The following is a 20,567-nucleotide window of genomic DNA, read 5'->3' on the forward strand; positions in this document are numbered from 1 at the left end:
GAAAAGCGTTGTTTTAGTGAGCTTTATGGATGATACTTGCTTCCTGCCGGGCGTGGCGCTACGGGGCCCGGCCGTGCGCCGGTGTCACTTCAGCGCGTTGGCCGCCACGTACGCCCCAATCTGGGTGCCCGTAGCCTGTCCCTGCACCGTGGAGCTGCGGAAGTGGTACCCGGCGTACAGTCGCGAGAGGGAGTTTTCGGTGGCCGCCTGCCCGAAGCTGGTGTAGCTCCGGGTTTTGCGAGCGTTATTGGTGAGGGAAAACGGCACGGCGTCGGTGCCGAAATAGCTTTGGAGCACGGCTGCCGCGGCTCCGCCCGCCATGGCGTGGCCCGACGGGTATTCGGCGTCGGGCGGGTTGGGAAAGGCCAGCGGCAGCCAGGCCGCGTCGGGTGCGGTGTCGGGGTTGGTGTCGGTGCCAGCCAGGCGAATGGCGGTGATGGGCCGCCAGCGCCGGTAGGTGTACTTGGCATCGCACATGGCCACGTAGGCGTCGGCTTCGGCCATTTGCACCAGGGCCAGCAGCCGCACGGTGGCGTAGGCGTCGGCGGGCTGGGCGGCCAGCGCGGTGCGGGCCACGCGGTTCCAGGTCAGGGGCGAGTTGTCGAGCCAAAACAGGGCGCTGGCGGCCTGGTCGGGGGTGCGGGTGGCGCTGGTCGCGCCGCCCAAGTCCTTTACTTCGTTGAAATCGGCCGTATAGGCCGCCGAAGCCAGCGTTGGCGGGGGCCCGGGCCGGAACTGGTTGGCGGTCGTCAGCGCGAACGGCTTCACGTCTTTCCACCCCGCCAGGGCGTAGAAACCGTTGAATGGGGGCCCGTCGAAAGGCGGCGTGTACTGATAGTCGCCGGGGTTGGTACCAATCGGAAACGGCGTTTGGGCGGCATCCGCGCCATCGCCTACGCGCTGGGCCAGCACGGCCTTGGCGGCGGCCTGGCCCAGGGCCACGCCCTGGGTTTTAGCGTCGCCGTCGCCGATTTTTGCCAGCGCGGCCTGGTAGAGCGAATCGGCGTAGGTTTTTTGGGCGGGCAGCAGCGCCACCAACGCGTCGTGGGCGGCGGCGGCCACCGCGGCATCGGGTGCGGCGGTGGGCACCAAGGGCCCCCGCAAGGCGTAGGGTGCGTTTTTTTGCTGGATGTTATTCAGCGCGTCGTACATGGCCAGGTTCTCGATGGCGTACACCCGCGCCTCGATGTGGGGCAGCACGAAGAAGCCGGTGGCCGGATTGGTCAGGCGCGTGACGGCCACGGTACCGGCCTGGTTCCAGGCCAACACGGCGGCGGGGCTCACTGGCCCGGACTCGGGGCCCTCGGTCGCGTCTTTATGGCAAGACGTGGCCAGCAAAATGCCCGCGGCCAGCAGCGCAAGGGCGGGGCGTAAAAGCAGGTTTTTCATAAAAAATCAGTTTGAAAAGGTGGTTGGAAATGAAGGGGTTGCCAGGCTGGGTTGCGTTGCCGGGCGGGCCGGGTAGCCTAGCGGGTGGCGTACAGGTGTTGCAGGCGGCGGTCCTGGCCAAGTTGCTGTGCCAGCACTGTGGGGGCCAGGGCCGCCGCGGGGCCGTGCAGCACGCGGGCCAGGGCTTGGTTGAGTTGGTGGGTGGTGCGGCGGGAGCGGCGGCCGGGGCGGGCCAGGTCGAGGCAGAGGCTTGCCAGCCGCTCTTCGTGCACAAGCCGGTCCTGGCCGCCGTAGAAGCGCACGATGGTGTAGTCGCGGGTCGTGCGGTTGATTTCCAGGTTCCAGTAGCCGGGTAGGGCGGCGGGCGGCGGGCCCTGGGCGTGGCCCGCAAGCGAGCCGAAGAGCAGCAACAGCCCGCCGGCCAGACGCAGGAATAAGGTGGTTTTCATAATCCAATGGGGAGATGAAGGCGGGAGAAATAGGGGACGGCGGGGCAGGGCGGGGAGGCGGGCTTTTATGGCGGCAGCAAGCGAAAAACGGGGTGATTGGTGGAGTGATTTGAACCACTGCAAAGCACGAAGCCCCCGCGCCGATGGGCATTTGCGGAGCGCACAAAATCCATTGCCCACGTAGCGGGGGCGTTTGCGCAGGTTGCAAAGGCGTTTGGGCTGGTTGCGAAGCCCCGGCGGCGAAGCCCACGGTCCGGGAAATAGCATTTATTTATTAATAATTATTTATATTTATTATTATGCCCTGCCCGCAGTGGCTCAACGGTGGCCAGCCCCGCGGCAGCCTCCTCTCACGCCCGGCCCCGGCCGGGCTGCTGCCCATGAAAACCCGCTGCCTGACCGGCCTGCTCCTCGGGTGCTGCCTGCTGCACGGGCTGAGCGCCCCCGCCCAACCCAACCCGCGGGCGGCCGTCGTTTCCGCTTCGCCCGATAGCGCCCAAACGCACTTCACCGTGGCGTTGGTCAACACCTTGGACATGAGCAAGCAAACCCCGGTGCGCTGGCGCTACCGGCCCGGTCTGCCGCCGGGCTGGGCCAGCCCCGCGACCAACGACCGGGATTGGCTGTTGGCCTACACCCAGTTTCAAACGGGCGCGAGCCCGCCCGGCTGGCATGGCACGGGCTGCTTTCGCCTGCATTTTACCCTCGATTCGGCTTTGTTGGGCCAGCCGCTGGGCTTGCGCGTCTTGCACGAAGGGGCCTCGGAAATCTACCTCGATGGCCGGCTGCTAGTCCGCTACGGGACAGTGGGTCCGTCGCTGGAAACCACCAAGGGCTTCTTTCCGCGTCACGAAACGCTGTCTTTTGTGCTCGGCACCGCCGGCCCGCACCTGCTGGCCGTCCGCTACGCCAAGTTTGGCAAGTGGGCATTCAACAAAGCCGGGTTCTCCCTCTGGGTAGGCTCGCCCAGGCATACCCTGGCCCAAATTATTGACACTGAGCGCCGGGATATGCTCCACCTGTTTGTGATGGTGGCCACTGGGGTGCTGGCCCTGTTGCACTTGTTTCTGTTTCTGTTCTACCGGTCCCAACGCGCTAACCTGTACTATAGCCTCTATACGGGCGTAGCCGCGGGCACCAGCCTGATGCATTATTTGCGGGTCACCCTCACGGACGAGGACGCGCGCTGGTGGGTCCACCTGGGTTCCCAGGCGAGCGAGGTGCTGAGCCCCCTTCTGCTGCTGGTATTCATCTACTCGGTGTGCCAGGTGCGCCTCACCCGGCGCTGGCTGGGGCTGCTGGGGCTGGCGGGCGCGGCCCAACTGGCCATGGTGCAGCCGGCGTTCGTCAACCAGCGTCCTCCGCTGGTCTTCCTTGGATTGATGTTGGTGCCCTGGCTCGATATGCTGCGGGTGCTGGGCCGCGCCCTGTGGCAGCGGCGGCCGGGCGTGGAGCTGGTGGCCCTGGGCTTCTTAGCCACCATTCTGGTGTACATTTTTGCTTTCTGGGACCTGTTCGGCTTGTGGCCCGGCTACCTCACGTTGACTCAACAGCTTGTTATTCAACTGGGGCTCTTGGTTTTGCCCGTGTGCATGTCGGCGTACCTGGCCCGCGAGTTTGCCACCACCCGCCGCGGCCTGGAAACGCAGCTGCGGCAGGTCGAGCAGCTCTCGGCCCACACCCTTGCCCTGGAAACTGAGCGCCGCCAATTGGTAAGCGCCCAAAACGAGCGCCTCGAGGCCACCGTGCAGTCCCGCACCGAGGAAATCAGCCACCAAAACCACGCCCTGGCCGCCCAGCGCGACGAGATTACGGTGCAGGCTGACCGCCTCCGGGCCCTGGACCAGGAGAAGTCGCGCTTCTTCACCAACATCACCCACGAGTTCCGCACCCCGCTCACCCTCATGCTCGGGCCCGCGGCTCAAATAGCGGCCGACACCCGCGAGCCCGCCACCCGCCAACAGGCCCAGCTGGTGGAGCGCAACGCCCAGCGTCTGCTGCACCTAATCAACCAGCTCCTCGACCTGAGTCGTCTCGAAGCCGGTCAGCAGGCCTTGTGCCTCGCCCCGGGTGAGGCGGTGAGCTTCGTGCGCGGGCTAGTGGGCGGGTTCGAGTCGTTGGCCGAGCAGCGCGGCATCGCGTATTCATTCGAAGCTGACCCCCCGGCCCTGACCGCCCGGTTTGACGCCGATAAACTGGAAAAAGTGGTGGTCAACCTGCTTTCCAACGCCTTCAAGTTCACGCCCAGCGCCGGCGAGGTGGCCGTGTTGCTGCGCGTGGCCGGGGCCCCCGATGCCCCCGGCTGGCTGGAGCTAACGGTGCGCGACACCGGCCGCGGCATTGCCCCGGCACAATTGCCACACGTGTTCGACCGCTTTTACCAGGCCGATGCCTCCGACACCCGCGCCCACGAAGGCACTGGCATCGGCCTGGCCCTGACCAAGGAATTGGTGGAGCTGCACGGCGGCACCATTGCGCTGGCCAGCGAACCGGGCCGCGGCACCACCGCCACCGTGCGCCTGCCGCTGCTACCAGCCACTGAAGCCGCCCCGATACCCGCCGCTGGGGCCCCAAAGCCCCCGCCACAGGCCGCCGAAACCGTGTCTGAGACCGTCCCCGGTCCTCCTGAGCCAGCGCTACCGGAGGCCCCGGAAAGGTCCCTGGTGCTCATTATCGAAGACAATGCCGACATGCGGGCCTACCTGCGCACCGTGCTGGCCCCCGACTACCACTTGCTCGAAGCCGAAAACGGCGAAGCCGGCGTGGCCCTGGCCGGCGAGCACTTGCCCGACCTCGTGCTCACCGACGCCATGATGCCCTTGCTCGACGGCTATGGCGTGTGCCGGGTCCTGAAGCACAACGAGCGCACCAGCCACATTCCCGTGGTGCTGCTCACGGCCAAGGCCGACCTGCCCAGCCGGCTCCAGGGCCTCGACACCGGAGCCGACGCTTACCTCACCAAACCCTTCCGGCGCGAGGAGCTGCTTTCCCAGTTGCGCAACCTCGTGCGGTGCCGCCAGCAGCTGCAGGCCGCCTACCGCCGTGCCCTGGCCGACGCCCCGCCGCCCGGCCCACCCACGATAGAAGAGGCCTTTCTGGCCCGGGTGCGGGCCGCCGTAGAGGAGGCCCTCGACGACGAAACCCTCGATGTGGAAACCCTGGCCCGCACGCTGGCCCTGAGCCGCACCCAGCTGCACCGCAAGCTTAAGGCCCTCACCGGGCAGGCCCCCGGCGATTTCATCCGCCTCATCCGCCTCACCCGCGCCCACGAGTTGCTGGCGGGCGGCACGGCGACGGTGGCCGAAGCCGCTTATCAGGTGGGCTATGGCAACCCGGCCAACTTCTCCACCAGCTTCTCGCACCACTTCGGCTACGCCCCCAGTGAAACCCGCCGCCGGGCATCGGTGGTGGCGTAGCGGGCCTTTCCGATGCCGCAGCGGGCGATAGCCTCGGGGTAACGGGCGGCAACGCGCCAACTTCAGGCATGCGAGCGGGAGCAGAAATCGGGTTGCGCCCGGCGTCCCTGACTTCGCTGCCGAACCCGGCCAAAGCACCGCTTTCCGGCGAATATATTCGGCCAGGGTGTAAGGTTGGTAGCCGGCCCCCGTCAGATGCAGCATCAATCAGGTTGCTTTGCCTGACAAACACGCTTTTTATGAACACACTTGCTTTATTAGCCGGCGCGCTGCTCTTCGCCGCGCCGGCCTTGGCCCAGACGACTGCTCCCCTCACGGCCTCGGCGCTGGCCGTGGGTGACCGGGCCCCGGCTTTTAAGGGCACCGATGCCGCCGGCCAGCCGGTTGAGCTCGCCCGGCTCCTGAAAAAAGGGCCGGTGGTGCTCTATTTCTACCGGGGACAATGGTGCCCGTATTGCAGCAAAGAGCTGAGCCAGCTGCAGGATTCCCTGGCCGTCCTCACCCGCCAAGGGGCGCAGGTGGTGGTGGTAACGCCCGAAACGGCGGACAATATTGGCAAAACCGTGGCCAAAACCAAGGCTACCTTTCCCATCGTGCACGACCAGGATTTTTCCATCATGAAAGCCTACCACACGGCGTTCACCGTCGACCCGGCCACCGTGGCCAAGTACAAAGGCTTTGGGGTCGATTTGCAAAAGGCCAACGGGGCCGCCACCGAGGTGCTGCCGGTGCCGGCCACCTATATCATTGGCCGCGATGGCATTATCCGGTTTGCTTATTTCAACCCCGACTACCGCCAGCGCGTGAGTGTGCGGCAGGTGGCGCGGGCGTTGGGGCAGTAGCCATACCGGGCCTTTTTGGGGGCGGCCGGGACCTGGCAGGCGATGGCCGGTGCGGATGGTCGGGCCGTGCTGATGGTAGGAGTACAGCGCATTGTGCCGTAGTCCCGGTAACGGAATCCTGACACGATGCGCTGAATGATTTTGAGCCGGTAAAGCTCTGGCGCTGAACAATACCGGCGCACTAAAGTTGGGGTACCCGGGTAGCTTGCGCCAGTTGGCCAGGTACCACGAGCCCTGTCGGAATTGCTTTATTCCGGCAGGGCATCGTCATTTGCGGCCGCACGCTCCGCCTGACGATTATGCCCGGTACCACCCTTCAAGCCATTAGTATCTACAAGCTGCTGGTGCCGTTGCGCGAGCCATTCGTTATCTCGCTCGGGCTGCTGCGGTCGGTCGAGAACATCATCGTGGTGCTGCGCACGGCCGATGGACACGCCGGTTACGGCGAGTGCAGCCCCTTTCTCACCATCAACGGCGAGAGCGTGGATACCTGCTTCATCGTGGGCCAGTATTTCGCGCCGGCGCTCAAGGGCCGCGACGCGCTGGACCTGGCCGGCAATCTGGCCGAGCTCGACCGCATCATCTACGGCAACAGCAGCATCAAAAGCGCTTTCGATATTGCCCTGCATGACATTGCGGCGCAGCACGCGAGCCTGCCGCTCTACGCCTTTCTGGGGGGCAAAAACAACAAAATCCTCACCACCGACATGACCGTGAGCCTGGGCCCACCGGCCAAAATGCAGGCCGATGCCGTGCGGTTTCAGCGTGAGGGCTTTCCGGCCATCAAGGTGAAGCTGGGCGGGACGCTGGCGGAGGATGTGGCCCGGATTAGCGCCATTCGGGCCGGCATTGGCCCCGCGCACCCGCTGCGCGTGGATGCCAACCAGGGCTGGGCCACGGCCGACAATGCCATTGCCGTGCTGCAGGCCCTGGGCAAATTCAACATAGAGCACTGCGAAGAGCCCATCCTGCGCCAGCATTTTATGGAGCTGAGCCGGGTGCGGGCGGCCTCGCCCATCCCCATCATGGCCGACGAAAGCTGCGGCGATGAGTACGATGCGGCCCGTCTTATCCAGCTGCAGGCCTGCCAGTTGCTGAATATCAAGCTGGGTAAATCCTCCGGCTTCCACCGCGCCCAAAAAATTGCGCGGCTGGGCGAGGCGGCCGGCCTCACGCTGCAGGTGGGCGGCTTCCTCGAATCGCGGCTGGGCATGACGGCCGCCGCCCACCTGGCCCTGAGCAACCCGGCCATTCACTACTGCGATTTCGACACGCCCCTTATGTTCACGGCCGACCCCGTGGTGGGCGGCATCCGTTACCACCCGGGTGGGGTGATTGAGCTGCCGACCGGGCCCGGGCTGGGCGCGACAATTGATGAAGCCTGGCTGCGCAAAGCCGAACAGGTGCATTTTTGAGGTGCGGCGTGCTGGCGTGGAGCCCCACAGCACGAGACGCTTGCCGCCGGTTTCAACGCAAAAGAGGCGCTCATGGAACGCCTCTTTTGTAAGCTGCAGCGGCCGGGTAAAGCCGCTTGAAATCGTTGCGGAGCAGGGCCGGGCACGAAGGCCCGGAAGGGAAATGTGGAAAAGGAAAAAGGAAAAACGGGCGCTACGGGCGTGGCGCTCAGAAGGGCAGGCGCGGGCCGTTGCCGCTGGCAACCTGCCGGGCCAGCGCCGCCACCCGCGAGCGGAACAGCAGGCGGTCGAACACGGTGGGGTGGTCGGCGTGGGCGAAGTAGCGCAGCTGGAAAGGCCCAAGCTGGAGCGTGAGCTGCTGGGCCACAGTACTAGCGGGCCGCTCGGCCGGCCGGGCCGTGGGTTCCTGAGCGGCGGCAGCGGCCGGGGCGGCCTTGGGCTGGGCCACGATGGGCGTGCAGGGCGCGGGGCCGGCGGCGCGGCCGGCGCGGGGAGCAGCCGCCAGCAGCAGCAGCACGAATGAGGCCCGGAGCGAAATGGAAAGGAAAGCCATGATGCAGAAAGGAGAGGTGAGAAAAGCCGTTTTCAGAGGATGGGTTCGGCGCATGCCCAAACCCGAAGCAAACCTAGGCGGCGTATTTCCAGCTTGCCAGAATATTACACCAACCCGGTAACATGGAGGACGAACGGGGCCATTCTGATGAAATGCCCGGGGACTACTCGCCGCTTTTGCCGCCCACCACGTGGCGCTGCAGGGCCTCGAAGAAACCCCGGCGATAGGTGTCGCCGAGCGGGGCGGTGGCCTTGCCGTCGCGGAAGAGAATCAGGTTGCCGTCGAGGGCCTTTATTTTGTCGAGCGATACGATGTAGGACTTGTGCACCCGCATAAATTGCGCGGCCGGCAGGCGCTCCTGCAAATCCTTCATGTTGAGCAGGGTGATGATGCGCTCCTGCTCGGTGTAGATGGATACGTAGTTTTTCAGCCCCTCCACGTACACAATATCGTTGAAAGCCACTTTGCGCATGTGGCCCTTGTTGTCGCCCTTCACGAAAATATAGTCGTCGGGCAGCTGCGCGGGAGCTATGGGTACCGCCACCGGGGCCTGCGCCTTGAGGGCCTTCTGGCTGGCCTTCACGAAGCGCTCGAAGGCAATGGGCTTGAGCAAATAGTCGAGGGCTTCGAGCTCGAAGGCGGGCACGGCAAACTCGCTGTAGGCCGTGGTGAAAATAACCTGGCACTTGCCGCGCAGCAGCGGCAGCACCTCCAGCCCCGAGAGCTGGGGCATGTGAATGTCGAGAAACACCAAATCGACGGGTTGGGTGGCCACCAGGCGCAGGGCATCAATGGGGTTGGTGGTGGTACCGGCCAAGGTCAGAAACGGCGTTTTCTCCACGTACTGGCGCAGAATATCGATGGCGGCTTGCTCATCGTCAACAATCAGGCAGGAAATCACTAGAGCGAAAGGTGCAGGTGGGCGGTGTAGGAGTCGGGCTCGTCGGCGATGGCTAGGCGGTAGCGGTTGGCGTACACGGCATCGAGGCGGCGGCGGGTGTTGGCGAGCCCGATGCCGGTGGAATGCTCGATGGGGCCGGTGCGCTTGTAGTTGCGGGTGTACAGTTCCAGCTCGTTGTCGCGCACCGTGAGGCGCAGCAGCAGCGGGTTGCGCGCATCAAACAGCTCGCCGTGCTTGAAGCAGTTCTCGACGAAGGTGATGAGCACCAGCGGCAGAATCATCAGATATTGGGTGCTGCCAGCCACCTCGAACTCGACCTGCAGGTTGTGGCCAAAGCGCAGCTGGTTTAGGGCCAAGTAATTGCGCAGGTGCTGCACCTCCTTTTCCAGCATCACTTTGCCCTGCTCGCCGCCCTCGTTCAGGGCGTAGCGCATGATGTCGGAAAGCAGCAGCACGCTCTTGGCCGTGGGCTCGGACAGCGGGTAAACCTGGGCGTAGAGGAAGTTGAGGGCGTTGAAGAGGAAGTGCGGGTTAATCTGGCTCTTGAGGAAGGCGATGTCGGCCTCCAGCAGGCTGCGTTCCTGCATGCGCAGCTGGTGCTCCTGCTCGCGCAGCTGCTTTTGCAGGCCAATGGCGTGCTTGGCATAGGCATACACCATGCTGTAGGCCAGAAACAACATGGCCCGGTAGTAGGTCTGAGCCAGGAATATGCTCAACTTGGACAGGTCGACTTCCTGTATGGGATGAGCTACTAACAGCGGCATCAGCAACGCGTTTAGCAGGTAGCGCAACCCGCCGTAAACCACCAGCACGCCCAGTAGGCCGAGCAGGTAAGCAGTAAAACGCCGCCGAATGAGAAACGCTGGAAACAGCCACAGGGCGTTGGCATACACCAGGGCGGCGTGCAGCGTCCAGTTGAGCAAGGTATCCCAAAGGGAGGGCATCTGCAGGCCCACGAGCAGGATGAAAATAACTTCGTAAAAATAATACGCCAGCCAAACGCCTGCATGCAGCAAAACGGTTTTGGCGCGGGCTGTAGGCAGGAACATAGAAAAAGGGCGGGGAGGAGGCGAAAGCGTAAAGGTGCTCATAAAACAGGCGGTGTAGAACAGTGAAAAGGGGCGCGGGCCACCTGCCCGGCCCCGCCAGGGCTCGCGCGCCGAAACTTGAAACAAACCTATCGCCGCGCCTGAAGCCTCCCAATATTATTACACCAACGCCCCGTTGGGCGGTACCAACGGCGGCCCCCGCGCCGGCTATATTTGGCCGCATGATGCCTTCCCCGTATTCCTGCTGATGCGCCAGTTCCTGCTCCTGCTGCTGCTGGCCGGCCCCGCTGCCGCCCGCGCCCAGGGCCGGGCCAACGTCCTGCGCCAGGTACTGCGCCACGACACGGCCGGCCTGGGCCGGGTGCTGGCCCGGCCCGCGCAATACCACCTGCAAATTCTCTATACCCGCATCCGGCGCGACGCGGCGGGCCAGCCGCACTTCCGCTCGTACGGCTACCGGGTGCGGCCCCGTGCATACTTCTACCCCGCCAGCACCGTGAAGCTCGCCGCCGCCGCGCTGGCCCTGCAAAAGCTGCGGGCGCTGGGTGCGCAGCATCCCAGCCTCGGCCCCGACTCGCCCATGCTCACTGATTCGGCCTTCGCGGGCCAGACGCAGGTGCGGCGCGACAGCAGTGCCGGCGGCGGCCGGCCCACCGTGGGTAATTACGTGCGCAAGGCGCTCATCGTGAGCGACAACGATGCTTTCAACCGGCTGTACGAGTTTGTGGGCCCCGAGGAGCTGAACCGCGAGCTGGCCCGGCTGGGCCTGCGCGGCAGCCGCCTGCTGCACCGCCTGTCGGTGGGCGACCAGGAGCCCGGCAGCCGCCACACCAACCCCGTCCGCTTCCTTGCCGACACGGCGGCTACGCAGCTGCGCTACCAGCAGCCGGCCGGCTACTACGCCGGCTCCTGGCCCCAGCTTGGCCTGCACGGCGAGGCCATCGGCCAGGCCTATCTCAAGGGCGACCAAAAAATAGCCGGCCCGCTGGATTTCAGCCAGAAAAATGCTTTTTCACTGCCCGACCAGCAGCAGCTGCTGCGCACCATTTTATTCCCCGAAACCGTGCCGCCGGCTCGCCGCCTGCACCTCGCGCCCGACGACTACACCCGGCTGCGCGCGGCCCTTTCGGAGCTGCCGCGCGAGAGCGCGCACCCGCGCTACGATGTGGCCCATTACCCCGATACCTACGTTAAGTTTCTGCTGGGTGGGGCCGGGCTGGCCCCGCTGCCGCCGGGCGTGCGGGTGTTCAATAAAATCGGGCAGGCCTACGGCTTTCTCATCGACAATGCCTACGTGCAGGACGAGGCCCACGGCGTCGAGTTCCTGCTCAGCGCCGTGCTCTACGTGAATGCCGACGGCGTGCTGAACGACGATAAATACGAGTACGACAGCATCGGCTTTCCCTTCCTACGCGACCTGGGCCGGCGCGTGTACGAGGCCGAGCTGCGGCGGAAAACGGAGCCTCCGAAATAGGACCCACGCAAAACCGCCCGCCACTCCCGAATACAGCGGGCGCGGCGGGCGGTTCGGGTAGGCGCAACTCTGGGGGCTTACTCCACGGCCAGGCGGCGCGACTGGCGGCCGCTGCGCACCACGTACATGCCGGGGGCGAGGCCGGCCGGCAGCGTCAGCTGCAAGGGGCCACCGGCGTCCGGCAGCACGGCGCTGAGCAGCACGCGGCCGGCCAGGTCCAGTAATTGCACTGCCTCGCCGGGGGCCAAGCCACCCACCGATACCGTGCCGTGGGCCGGGTTGGGCCACAGCTGCAGCTGGGCGGTGCGGCCGGCGGGCACGGCTACCGTGCGCACCGGCGAGAACGTGGCCGTGCCATCGGTGTCGAGCTGGCGCAGGCGGTAGTACACCAGCGGGCCGGGCGCGGTAGTCAGGGTGCCGTCGTCGAACTGGTAGGTGTGGGCGGCGCTGCTGCTGCCCTGCCCGGCCACCCAGCCCAGCCGGCGGAAGGCGCGCCCGTCGGCCGAGGCTTCGACTTCGAAGCCAGCGTTGTTTTTCTCGGAGGCGGTCGTCCAGGCCAAATGCGCTACGGAGCCCCGGACTTCGGCGGTGAAGGCTGCTAGCTCGACGGGTAGCGGCGTGCCGGCCAGGGTGATATTGGTGTTGTTGACGGCGAAGAAAACGTTGTTGAGTGCCTGAATTTTTAGGCGGCCCTGCGTGGTGGTTGCGCCGGGTAGGCGCACCGTGGCCGCCCCGTCGTTGGGCGTACTGGCCAGCAGCACCGTGGGGAAGGTGAGGCCGCCATCGCTGGAAAACAGCACCTGCACATAGGCGCAGCTCACCGGGGCCTGGTCGGTGCCCAGCACGTTCCAGGTGAGGGCGTAGTTGCTGCCCGGCGCGGCCGTGAGGGCCCCACTGGGTGCCGTAACGGTGAAGGGGCCGGCGGCGGCCACCGCCAGCACGACGTTGGCCCCGGCCACGCCGCCGCGGTTGTCGCGGGCCGTGAGGCGGAAGTTGAGCGGGCGGGCCACCTGCGGCAGCTGCTCGCTCACGGAAACCGTGCCGCTGAGAATATTCGCGAGCGACGGAAAGGTGCGCGTGGCGCTGGCCACCGGTGCAAAGCTGCGAAACAGCGGCGGACCCGACGCATCGGTTGGTGCCGCAGCCAGGCCCGAAGCATTGCCCAAATCCAGCTCCTCCCAGGAGTAGGAAAGTGCGTCGCCATCGGGGTCGGTGCCGGTGCCGGCCAGGGCGAAGGGGGTGCCCACCGGAATGGTGTAGGTGTTGCTGGCGGGCACCGTCAGGCTGGGCGGCTGGTTGCCGCTGGCGCTGGTGCTGGCGCAGGCCAGCCGTGGGATAATATCGGTGAGGCTGCCCGCGTGAAAGTAATTGATGCCACTGCCCACGTTATCGGGCGAGCAGCGCGAGTCGTACGACATAATGGTGTTGCCCGCGCCGGGCTCGTAAGCCGTGGTGGCGCTGCGGTTGCCGCCACCGCAGTTGCCCTGGTCGCCGTTGAAGGTGTGCGCCGACCCCAGCTGGTGGCCGACTTCGTGCGTCATCACCGCGGTCATGGCTCCCGCCGAGTAGCCGGTAGAAGCGCCCCCGCCTTTGTAAGTGCTGTTGCAGATAACGCCCACGTAAGCCACGCCCGAGTAGCCGTTGCCGCGGTAGCCCAGCACGTGGCCCACGTCGTAGGCCGCGCTGGTAATCACTCGGTCAACGACGGACCGGTTGGCATCCATCAGGGCCGAGGGGCTGGAATTGTCGTAGGGGTCGGTGCTGGCATCGGTGTAAACCAGCAGGTTGTTGTTGGCCACCAGCTGCAGCCGGAGCGCGAGCTCGCGCTCGTACACGGCATTAAGGGAGTTCACCAGCGTGGCCATGCTGGCCATCGTGCCGGCAACGGTGCCGCCGCCCAGGTTCTGCACGTACTCGCCGGTAGCGGCCAGGGCCAGGCGCAGGGTGCGCAGCTGGCTGCCATAAGGTGCCGGCGGGGCCGCGCCTGCGCCCGCCTGGGGCCGGGCCGCCTGGCCGGGTACCGTCAGGGCCCGGCAATCGAAAGGCGGAATGGTTTCGGCGCGGCTGTGGTAGCGGCCGGGGGCCACTGGGTCCAGCCCTAGGGCTACGGCCTCGCCGCCGGGCAGCAGCACCTGGGCGTGCAACCCCCCGGGGGCCGTTTCGAGGCGCACCGTGGCCGTGGGTTCATCGAGGCCACGGCCGGCGTAGGTCTGAATCTCGGGGAAGCGGGCCGCCAGGGCTGGGGCCAGCACCGGCACGTGCGTGATGGCAAAGCGGTGCAGGGTACCATCGGGGTAGGGCAACTCCAGCACGACGGCGTCGGCGGGCCGGGTTTCGAGGGGGGCAGCGGCCAGGCGGACGGCCAATTGTTTGGCATCGAGGGTGAACCAGGAGCCGGGCTCGGGGCTGGTGCCGCTGCGGGCCGGTGGGGTGGGGGCGGGCTGCCAAAGTGGCGGGGCGGTTTGCGACCAGGCCGCCGGGCTCAGGGCCAAAGCTGCCAGTGCAGCCGCCAGTGAACGAATTTTTATCATAGCTCGGAGAAAGAGTGAGGCGACGGCCAGCGGGCCGGTTTCAGCAGTTTTTGGGGTCGCGCACACTCCTCAAACTCCTGAACATCCTGCCGGCCGTCGCCTGCTATATCCCCGAAAATGCTATAATAGTTCGCTGATAAACAGTTAATGCACTGCCTGTCGTGTTTTTGTTCAATTTATCAAAATATATGTTGGAATGATGCCACCCGACCAGAGGGGAGGGGGATGGCTACAGAAACCGTGCTTTCAGCTCGGGCGTGGGCAGCCAGCAGCTCTCCTGTCGTCCAAACCAGCGGTAGCGGTGCCGCGCCACGAAGCGGTAGGCGGCATCGCGCCAGGTCCGGGGCAGCAGCCGGCCCACCCCCAGCAGCCGCCACGGCCCGCCCAGCTCGCGGGCAATGCGCAGCACGGCATCGGAGTGCGAATACAGCCGGCCGTTCAGTTCCAGCAGCACCGATTCGGGTTCGGCCGCAATCGTAGCCGCGTCAAACCCGTGCGCGGCCAGCACGGCCTGCCCAGCCGCGCTTTGCAGCGCCGCGAACCGGAAGCGGCTGGCCGCGTCGTGTTGAATAATGAATTGCACGAAGCCGCTGCAGAGGTTGCACACGCCGTCGAAGAGGATGAGAGTCATTTTTTAATGGTTAATGATTAATGGTCAACGGTTAATGAAATCCGGGAATGGTAAGCGCAAGGAATTCGATTAATCATTAACCGTTGACCATTGATAATTAACCACTGACTACGCCCACTGCTTGAGGTACTGAAAAACCTCCGGATGGCTGAGCAGGCCGCCGTGGTGCTGCTGGCTGAACACGGTGGTGCGCACGCCGGACCCGGCCGGCATCGTGGCCTCATCGCCAAACGTGGCGTGGCCCCGGGCGCTGCCGTGGCCCACCAGGCCATCGCCGAAGTATTCGCGCAGGGCCGAGGGCCGGGTGGCGCGCAGCCACGAGCCCATCAGAATATGGTACTGCACGCCGGGCAGCGGCGGCACGGGCGTGCGCGGTGGCGTGAGGTCGTCGGCGTGGGCATCCTGCCAATCCTCATCTACCAGAATCGAATAGCGCAAATCCTTGATGCCGTTGCTGCGCTGGTTGAGGGCCTTGCTAAGGAAGCGCGTCGGAAACAGGTTGATGCGTTCCAGCAGCCGCGCCGTGAAGTGCGAGTTTTGCTCAAGCCACGAGCCATCGTTGGGCGTGCCGATGAGGAAGATGGAGCGGAGGTGAGCCAGCCAGGGCGCTTTTTCAATTAAAAATGAAGAATGAAGAATGAAGAATTCTTCCTCAGATTTTGGGGTTGAAACAGGCTCACTTTTAATTTTTAATTCTTCATTTTTAATTCCCATCTCGCTGGCGTAATAGCCCGCCGAGCGGATAATGAGCCCGCCCATGCTGTGGCCCACCAGCACGAGCTCGCCAATGGCATCGGGCCAGGTTTCAACCAGCTCGGTGAGCAGGCGGTGGAGCTCGCGGCCGTTTTCGGAGAGGTGCAGGCCCGAGTTGAAGCGCAGGTACAGGGCGCGACTGTGGGTTTCCTCGGCCAAGCGCGGGCCGTAGCGGCGGCTGCCCGCCGCATCCTGAAAGCCGGTTTGCCAGATGAGCTCGTCGCCCATCAGGCCGTGGATATAAACGACGGTTTTCTGGCGGGTTTCGACCAGGCCCAGGTCGGTCACGGCTACGTCGTAGCCACCGCGCCGGAAGCTCATTTGAATAGCGCGCGGGTCGAAGCGGGCCGCCAGCTGGTCGCCCAGCGCCCCGTTGAGCACGGGCAGGAAAAAATGCTGGTGCGCCTGGCCGACCCGCACCAGGTAGCTGGCACCCCGCACGGGCAGCAGGGCGGCCTTGCCCACGGCCCCCAGGGCACGGCGGAAGCGGGAGGGCGGCTTAGGGGCGGAATCGTCGGACATAGCGAAAAGAAAAACGAACCCGGCACCGGGTTACCCCGAAAGTACCGCCAAGACTGGCAGAAGGTTGGCCTTCCGGTCGAAATCAACGTACTTTGCATTCCCAATACCAAGTACCACTACATGAAGCTTTCTTTTCGTTCCGCCCTGGCCCTGCTGCCGGGCCTCGCCCTGGCCGCCACGCTCTCGTCCTGCGAATACCATTGGAGCCCCGGCGAAAATTACGCGCTTCGCCACGGTTTCAGCAACCCGCCCGGTTGGCACAGTTCCGACGTGGACCGCGACAGTATCAATAACCAGCCAAAAGCCACCACGCCCATCGGCGAGGGCTCGGCTACGGCCATCAAAAAAGGCACCGTGCAGGATAAGCTCAACTCGGCTCCGGCAGGGGCCAGTGCCACCGCCGGCCAGACCGCCAGTGGCCAGATGGGCGCTGTCGACCAAGCGCAGCCCAAGAAATAAGCCGGCGTTTGCCAACTGCAAAAAGCCCGCTGCCGAAGAGGTAGCGGGCTTTTTGCGTTCAATTTGATGACCAGCGCAGCCAGCCCCGGTCGGACCGGCGATGCGGAAGCAGGCAGTGCTACTCGGCTACCGGCCGCTGCCCCACCCGGGCGTAGCCGAAGCGCACGGGCGGCAACACGGCGTGGTAGCCATCGAGGCCGGAAATGGCGGCCGTGCCGGCGGCCGCGAGGTCCAGAGTGCCATCGGGTCGCAGTAGCTCGTCGCGCAGGTACACGTGCGCTACGGTGCCCACCAGCAGCACGGTGCCGTTGCTGATGTGGTGCTCCTCCAGCAGCCGCAGGCCAATGCTGAGGGTGCTTTCGGCCACGTAGGGCGCGGGAAAGTCGTCGCGAAATTCGGCCGTGAAGCCGCAGGCGTCGAACTCCGATACTTCGTCCGGGAAGTTGGCTGAGGTGTAGTGGGCCTGCGCCGCCAACGCTTCGGGCACGTGGTTGAGGGTGTAGCAGCCGCTGGCTTTGAGGTTGGCGTAGGTGTGGCGGGGCACGGTAGTGGGCCGCGTCACGATGCCGAGCAGGGCCGGGTCGGAGCCCAGGTGCAGGGCCGAGCTGAACACGGCCAGGTTGGTGCGGCCGTCGGGCGCGGCGGTGCCCACGAGGTTGGCGGGCTTGAAGCCTGGCAGGCCGTTGACGAGGTTGAGCCGGTAGATTTTATCGAAGCCGGCAATGTCGGCTGCAGTGAGGTGGCGCATGGTAAGCGGTTGGGGAGCGGATACGGGAACAAGGTAGGGGCAAGACCGTCGGCCCAGCCGATTGTTCGGCCAGGCCAGGTGCTGAACCGCGCAACGCGCTTTTGAGCCTACCTTGGCGGCCTCTTTACAACCTGACTTTCTGCGAATCTATGCGCTTCTTTTTACGCCTGCTGGGGCTGGGAATTCTATTGTTGCTGGTAGTGCTGGCGGTCAACACCCTGCGGCTGCCTTCGTACCAGCTCACCGGGGTGGCCCCCGCGCCGGCCGTGCCGCTGGCCGATTCGGCCCTGGCCCGCCTGGCCGGCGCGGTGCGCATCCCCACCATATCCACCACCGATTACGCCCAGACCGATACCGCCCAGTTCGGCCGCTTCGGCCGCTACCTGCGGCAGGCTTTTCCCAAGGTATTTGCGCAGCTGAAGCTCGAAAAATTCAACAATTACGGCCTGCTCTTCACCTGGGCCGGCACCAACCCGGCCCTGAAGCCGGTGTTGCTGCTGGGCCACTACGATGTAGTGCCCGTGCTGCCCGGCACCGAGGGCAAATGGGCGCACCCACCCTTCGCCGGCATCCAGGCCGACGGCTACCTCTACGGCCGGGGCACGCTCGACGATAAGGCCAGCGTCCTGGCCCAGCTCGAAGCCGTGGAGTACCTGCTCGGCACCGGCTTCCGGCCCGCGCGCACGGTGCTATTGGCCTTCGGGCACGATGAGGAAACCCTGGGACAGCGCGGCGCGGGCGCGATGGCAGCCGAATTGGGCCGGCGCGGCGTCCGGCCCGAATTCTTGCTCGACGAGGGCGGCCTGGTGAAAACCGACGGCGTGCCCGGCGTCCAGCGGCCGGTGGCGCTGGTGGGCATCAGCGAGAAGGGCTACCTCACGCTGGAGCTCACGGCTACCGGGCAGGGTGGGCACTCCTCCATGCCCCCGGCCCAGACGAGCATCGGCGAGCTGGCCGCCGCCGTGCTCAAGCTGGAGCAGCATCCGTTTCCGGCCCGGCTCGACGCCGACAACCACCTGCTCGACTACCTGGCCTCGGAAGTGCCGCTGGGCCAGCGCCTGGCATTTGCCAACCGCTGGCTGTTCGCGCCCCTCATTATGAAAAAAATGGCTGGTACCGCCGCCGGCAACGCCACCCTGCGCACCACCACGGCCCCCACCATGCTGCGGGCCGGGGCCAAGGAAAACGTGCTGGCCATTGATGCCACGGCCACCATCAACTTCCGCCTGCTGCTCGGCGACTCGGTGGCCGGCGTGGTGCGCGAGGTGCGCCGCATCATCGCTGATGAGAAAATCAGGATTAAAATCCTGCCCAATTCCAGTGCCCCCTCGCCGGTGTCGGACCCGGCCGCCGCGCCGTTTCAACAGCTGCACCGCACCATTCGCAGCGTGTTCCCCGAGGCCATCGTGGCACCCTACGCAGTGGTGGGGGCCACCGATGCCCGCCAGTACGCCGCTCTCAGCCCCAACGTGTACCGGTTTTTGCCGGCCCAAATGAACCAGGAAGCCATCGAGAGCATGCACGGCAGCAACGAGCGGTTGCCCGTGGCCAACTACCCGAGAATGGTGCAGTTCTACGCCACACTCATCCGCAACAGCCAGTAGCGCCCTGCTTACAGCCTACTGCTGCGCCGCCCAGGCATCCAGGTGCTGCTCCAGGATGGCCAGGGGCATGGAGCCGCCGGCCAGGATTTCGTCGTGAAAGGCCCGCAGGCTGAAGCGTTTGCCCAGCTGCTTTGCGTAGCGGGCGCGCAGCTCGCTGATTTTGAGCTGGCCGGTTTTGTAGCTCAGGGCCTGGCCGGGTACGGCCATGTAGCGCTCTACCTCGGCGGTGGCGCTCTGCTCGCTGATGGCCTCGTTGGCCTGCATGTAGGCAATGGCCTGCTCGCGGGTGAGCTGGCCGGTGTGCAGGCCCGTGTCCACGACCAGGCGCAGGGCGCGGTGGATTTCGGCCCCCAGGTGGCCCATCAGTTGGTAGGGGTCTTTGAAAACCCCCAGCTCCGGCCCCAGGCTTTCGGTGTAGAGTGCCCAGCCTTCGTTGAAGGCACTATAGCCGCCGAAGCGGCGGAACCGGGGCAGATTGGTGTTTTCCTGCTGCAACGACACCTGGTAGTGGTGGCCCGGAATGGCTTCGTGCAGAAACAGCGTTTCCATGGCCGGGTTGGCGGCCACGTTGAACTTGGCCGGGTCGAGAATCGGCACGTAGAAAATGCCCGGCCGCGAGCCGTCGGGAGCCCCGCGGTTGTACTGCGCCGACGCCGACGCGGCCCGAAACGCCTCAGTGGCCCGCACCTCAAACCCGGTTTTGGGCACGTGGCTGAACAGCCGCGGCAGCGCCGGCGCAATGCGCGCCTGAATGGCCCGGAATGCGCCGAGCACCTCCGGCTCGGTTTTGAAGGGTCGGAACTTGGGGTCGGTGTTCACGAACTCGAAATAGGCCTTCAGGTCGCCCTGGAAGCCGGTCTGGGCTTTCACGCGCTCCATCGCGGCCTTGATGCGCGCCACCTCCGCCAGGCCGATGGCGTGAATCTGCGCCGGGGTGCGGGTGGTGGTGGTGCCCACGGCGGCGGCGAAGGCGTAGCGGGCCGCGCCCTGCGGCAGCGCCCCAATGCCCGACGTGGACCGGGCGCGGGGCAGGTACTCGGTTTCGAGAAAGTCGGCCAGCTGCTGGTAGGGGGCGGCCACGTCGCGCCGGATGGCGGCCTGGAAGGCGGCCGTCAGGCGGGCTTTGTCGTCGGCCGAAAAGCTGGCGGGCAGGGCCTTTACCGGCCCCCAGAACAGGCTTTTTTCGGGTTCGGCTACGGCCAGGGCGCGCAGCTGGCTCACCATTTTGGGCACCAGCACCTGGGGCAGCACCACGCCGGCCCGCACGCCGCGCCGGAAGTTGCCCAGGGCCGAATCGGCCCACACCGGGAAGCCGCTCACCCGGCCCAGCCAGTTATCATAGTCCTTCACCGTTTTGAAGGGCTGCGCGCCGGTGCCCGCCCCCAGCTGGGCCAGGGCGCTGGGCAGCCCGCTAAACTGGTTGAACGGCATCATCCAGTTGTTAAACTGATAGCCCGCCAGCCGTTGCGTCAGGTCGTAGCGCAGCATGTCGTAGCTCACCTGGTCGGTGGCGTTGAGGCGGGTGCGGTCGAACCGGCCCAACCGGGTCAGGTAGGTCTGGTAGAACTGGCGCAGGGTATCGCGCCGGGCCTGGGTCTGGTCGTTGGGCAGCTGGTCGTCGAAGCGGTGGTCGCCCTGGGCGGTGGCCGCGAGCGGGTTGAGCTGGTTGGACCGGTCCTGGTAGCGCTCGAACAGCGCCGCCAGCGGGGCCGAGGTGAGCTTGGGCGCAGCCGTCGTTTTAGCCGGGAGCGCGGGCTTTTTGCCGGGTTGCGCCTGCGCCAGGGAACTGCCCGCGAGGAAGATGACTGCCAGGAAAAGGTGTTTCATGCTG

16 protein-coding genes are annotated in these 20,567 nt (G+C 65.7%); 6 read left to right on the forward strand and 10 right to left on the reverse strand.

From position 1 onward, the window contains the following. Positions 1-84 precede the first annotated feature (84 nt). Together ABIB44_RS13660 and ABIB44_RS13665 are read right to left on the reverse strand one after the other, a co-directional pair. A complete protein-coding gene (locus tag ABIB44_RS13660; protein ID WP_354585202.1) occupies positions 85-1,389 on the reverse strand; it encodes a vanadium-dependent haloperoxidase in 1,305 nt (434 codons plus the stop codon). Between the two features lie 77 nt (positions 1,390-1,466). Continuing rightward, positions 1,467-1,838, reverse strand: a complete 372-nt coding sequence (locus ABIB44_RS13665) for a hypothetical protein (protein WP_354585203.1) — start codon at positions 1,836-1,838, stop codon at positions 1,467-1,469. 299 nt (positions 1,839-2,137) lie between these two features. Between ABIB44_RS13665 and ABIB44_RS13670 the strand changes: the two genes are divergently transcribed. The 3 genes from ABIB44_RS13670 (at position 2,138) to ABIB44_RS13680 (ending at position 7,511) form a co-directional block, all read left to right on the forward strand. Then, positions 2,138-5,254, forward strand: a complete 3,117-nt coding sequence (locus ABIB44_RS13670) for an ATP-binding protein (protein ID WP_354585204.1) — start codon at positions 2,138-2,140, stop codon at positions 5,252-5,254. A gap of 239 nt (positions 5,255-5,493) precedes the next feature. Further along, positions 5,494-6,096, forward strand: a complete 603-nt coding sequence (locus ABIB44_RS13675; RefSeq protein ID WP_354585205.1) for a peroxiredoxin-like family protein — start codon at positions 5,494-5,496, stop codon at positions 6,094-6,096. Positions 6,097-6,395: 299 nt separating this feature from the next. Next, positions 6,396-7,511 (forward strand): mandelate racemase/muconate lactonizing enzyme family protein, encoded by a 1,116-nt coding sequence (locus ABIB44_RS13680; protein WP_354585206.1) that lies wholly within the window; start codon positions 6,396-6,398, stop codon positions 7,509-7,511. 208 nt (positions 7,512-7,719) lie between these two features. On the opposite strand, the gene ABIB44_RS13685 is transcribed toward ABIB44_RS13680, so the two are convergent. The 3 genes from ABIB44_RS13685 to ABIB44_RS13695 form a co-directional block, all read right to left on the reverse strand. Then, positions 7,720-8,064, reverse strand: a complete 345-nt coding sequence (locus tag ABIB44_RS13685; RefSeq protein ID WP_354585207.1) for a hypothetical protein — start codon at positions 8,062-8,064, stop codon at positions 7,720-7,722. Between the two features lie 163 nt (positions 8,065-8,227). Beyond that, on the reverse strand, positions 8,228-8,965 hold the full coding sequence (locus ABIB44_RS13690) for a LytR/AlgR family response regulator transcription factor (protein ID WP_354585208.1): 738 nt from the start codon (positions 8,963-8,965) through the stop codon (positions 8,228-8,230). Beyond that, positions 8,965-10,014 (reverse strand): sensor histidine kinase, encoded by a 1,050-nt coding sequence (locus ABIB44_RS13695; RefSeq protein WP_354585209.1) that lies wholly within the window; start codon positions 10,012-10,014, stop codon positions 8,965-8,967. Before ABIB44_RS13695 ends, ABIB44_RS13690 begins: the two co-directional genes overlap by 1 nt. Before the next feature lie 247 nt (positions 10,015-10,261). Between ABIB44_RS13695 and ABIB44_RS13700 the strand changes: the two genes are divergently transcribed. Continuing rightward, a complete protein-coding gene (locus tag ABIB44_RS13700) occupies positions 10,262-11,488 on the forward strand; it encodes a serine hydrolase (protein ID WP_354585210.1) in 1,227 nt (408 codons plus the stop codon). 77 nt (positions 11,489-11,565) lie between these two features. Here ABIB44_RS13700 and ABIB44_RS13705 read toward each other — a convergent pair whose 3' ends face one another. The 3 genes from ABIB44_RS13705 to ABIB44_RS13715 all read right to left on the reverse strand — a co-directional run bounded on the left by ABIB44_RS13705 (position 11,566) and on the right by ABIB44_RS13715 (position 15,925). Beyond that, positions 11,566-14,019, reverse strand: a complete 2,454-nt coding sequence (locus tag ABIB44_RS13705) for a reprolysin-like metallopeptidase (RefSeq protein ID WP_354585211.1) — start codon at positions 14,017-14,019, stop codon at positions 11,566-11,568. 229 nt (positions 14,020-14,248) lie between these two features. Beyond that, a complete protein-coding gene (locus tag ABIB44_RS13710; RefSeq protein ID WP_354585212.1) occupies positions 14,249-14,650 on the reverse strand; it encodes a thiol-disulfide oxidoreductase DCC family protein in 402 nt (133 codons plus the stop codon). A 108-nt stretch (positions 14,651-14,758) separates the two neighbouring features. Continuing rightward, positions 14,759-15,925, reverse strand: coding sequence for an esterase/lipase family protein (locus ABIB44_RS13715; RefSeq protein WP_354585213.1), 1,167 nt, complete (start codon positions 15,923-15,925; stop codon positions 14,759-14,761). 120 nt (positions 15,926-16,045) lie between these two features. Here ABIB44_RS13715 and ABIB44_RS13720 point away from each other — a divergent pair, with 120 nt between their 5' ends. Then, positions 16,046-16,384, forward strand: coding sequence for a hypothetical protein (locus ABIB44_RS13720; protein WP_354585214.1), 339 nt, complete (start codon positions 16,046-16,048; stop codon positions 16,382-16,384). Between the two features lie 118 nt (positions 16,385-16,502). Here ABIB44_RS13720 and ABIB44_RS13725 read toward each other — a convergent pair whose 3' ends face one another. Further along, the gene (locus ABIB44_RS13725; protein WP_354585215.1) at positions 16,503-17,132 is read right to left on the reverse strand and encodes a flavin reductase family protein; all 630 of its coding nucleotides are present in this window, start codon (positions 17,130-17,132) and stop codon (positions 16,503-16,505) included. A 149-nt stretch (positions 17,133-17,281) separates the two neighbouring features. Here ABIB44_RS13725 and ABIB44_RS13730 point away from each other — a divergent pair, with 149 nt between their 5' ends. Further along, entirely contained in the window at positions 17,282-18,736 is a 1,455-nt protein-coding gene (locus ABIB44_RS13730; RefSeq protein ID WP_354585216.1) for a M20 family peptidase, read from the forward strand. 15 nt (positions 18,737-18,751) lie between these two features. On the opposite strand, the gene ABIB44_RS13735 is transcribed toward ABIB44_RS13730, so the two are convergent. Continuing rightward, positions 18,752-20,563, reverse strand: coding sequence for a DUF885 domain-containing protein (locus tag ABIB44_RS13735; RefSeq protein WP_354585217.1), 1,812 nt, complete (start codon positions 20,561-20,563; stop codon positions 18,752-18,754). Positions 20,564-20,567: the final 4 nt, after the last annotated feature.

The sequence above is a fragment of the Hymenobacter sp. UYCo722 genome, from assembly GCF_040547115.1.
In the GTDB taxonomy this organism is placed as follows: Bacteria; Bacteroidota; Bacteroidia; order Cytophagales; family Hymenobacteraceae; genus Hymenobacter.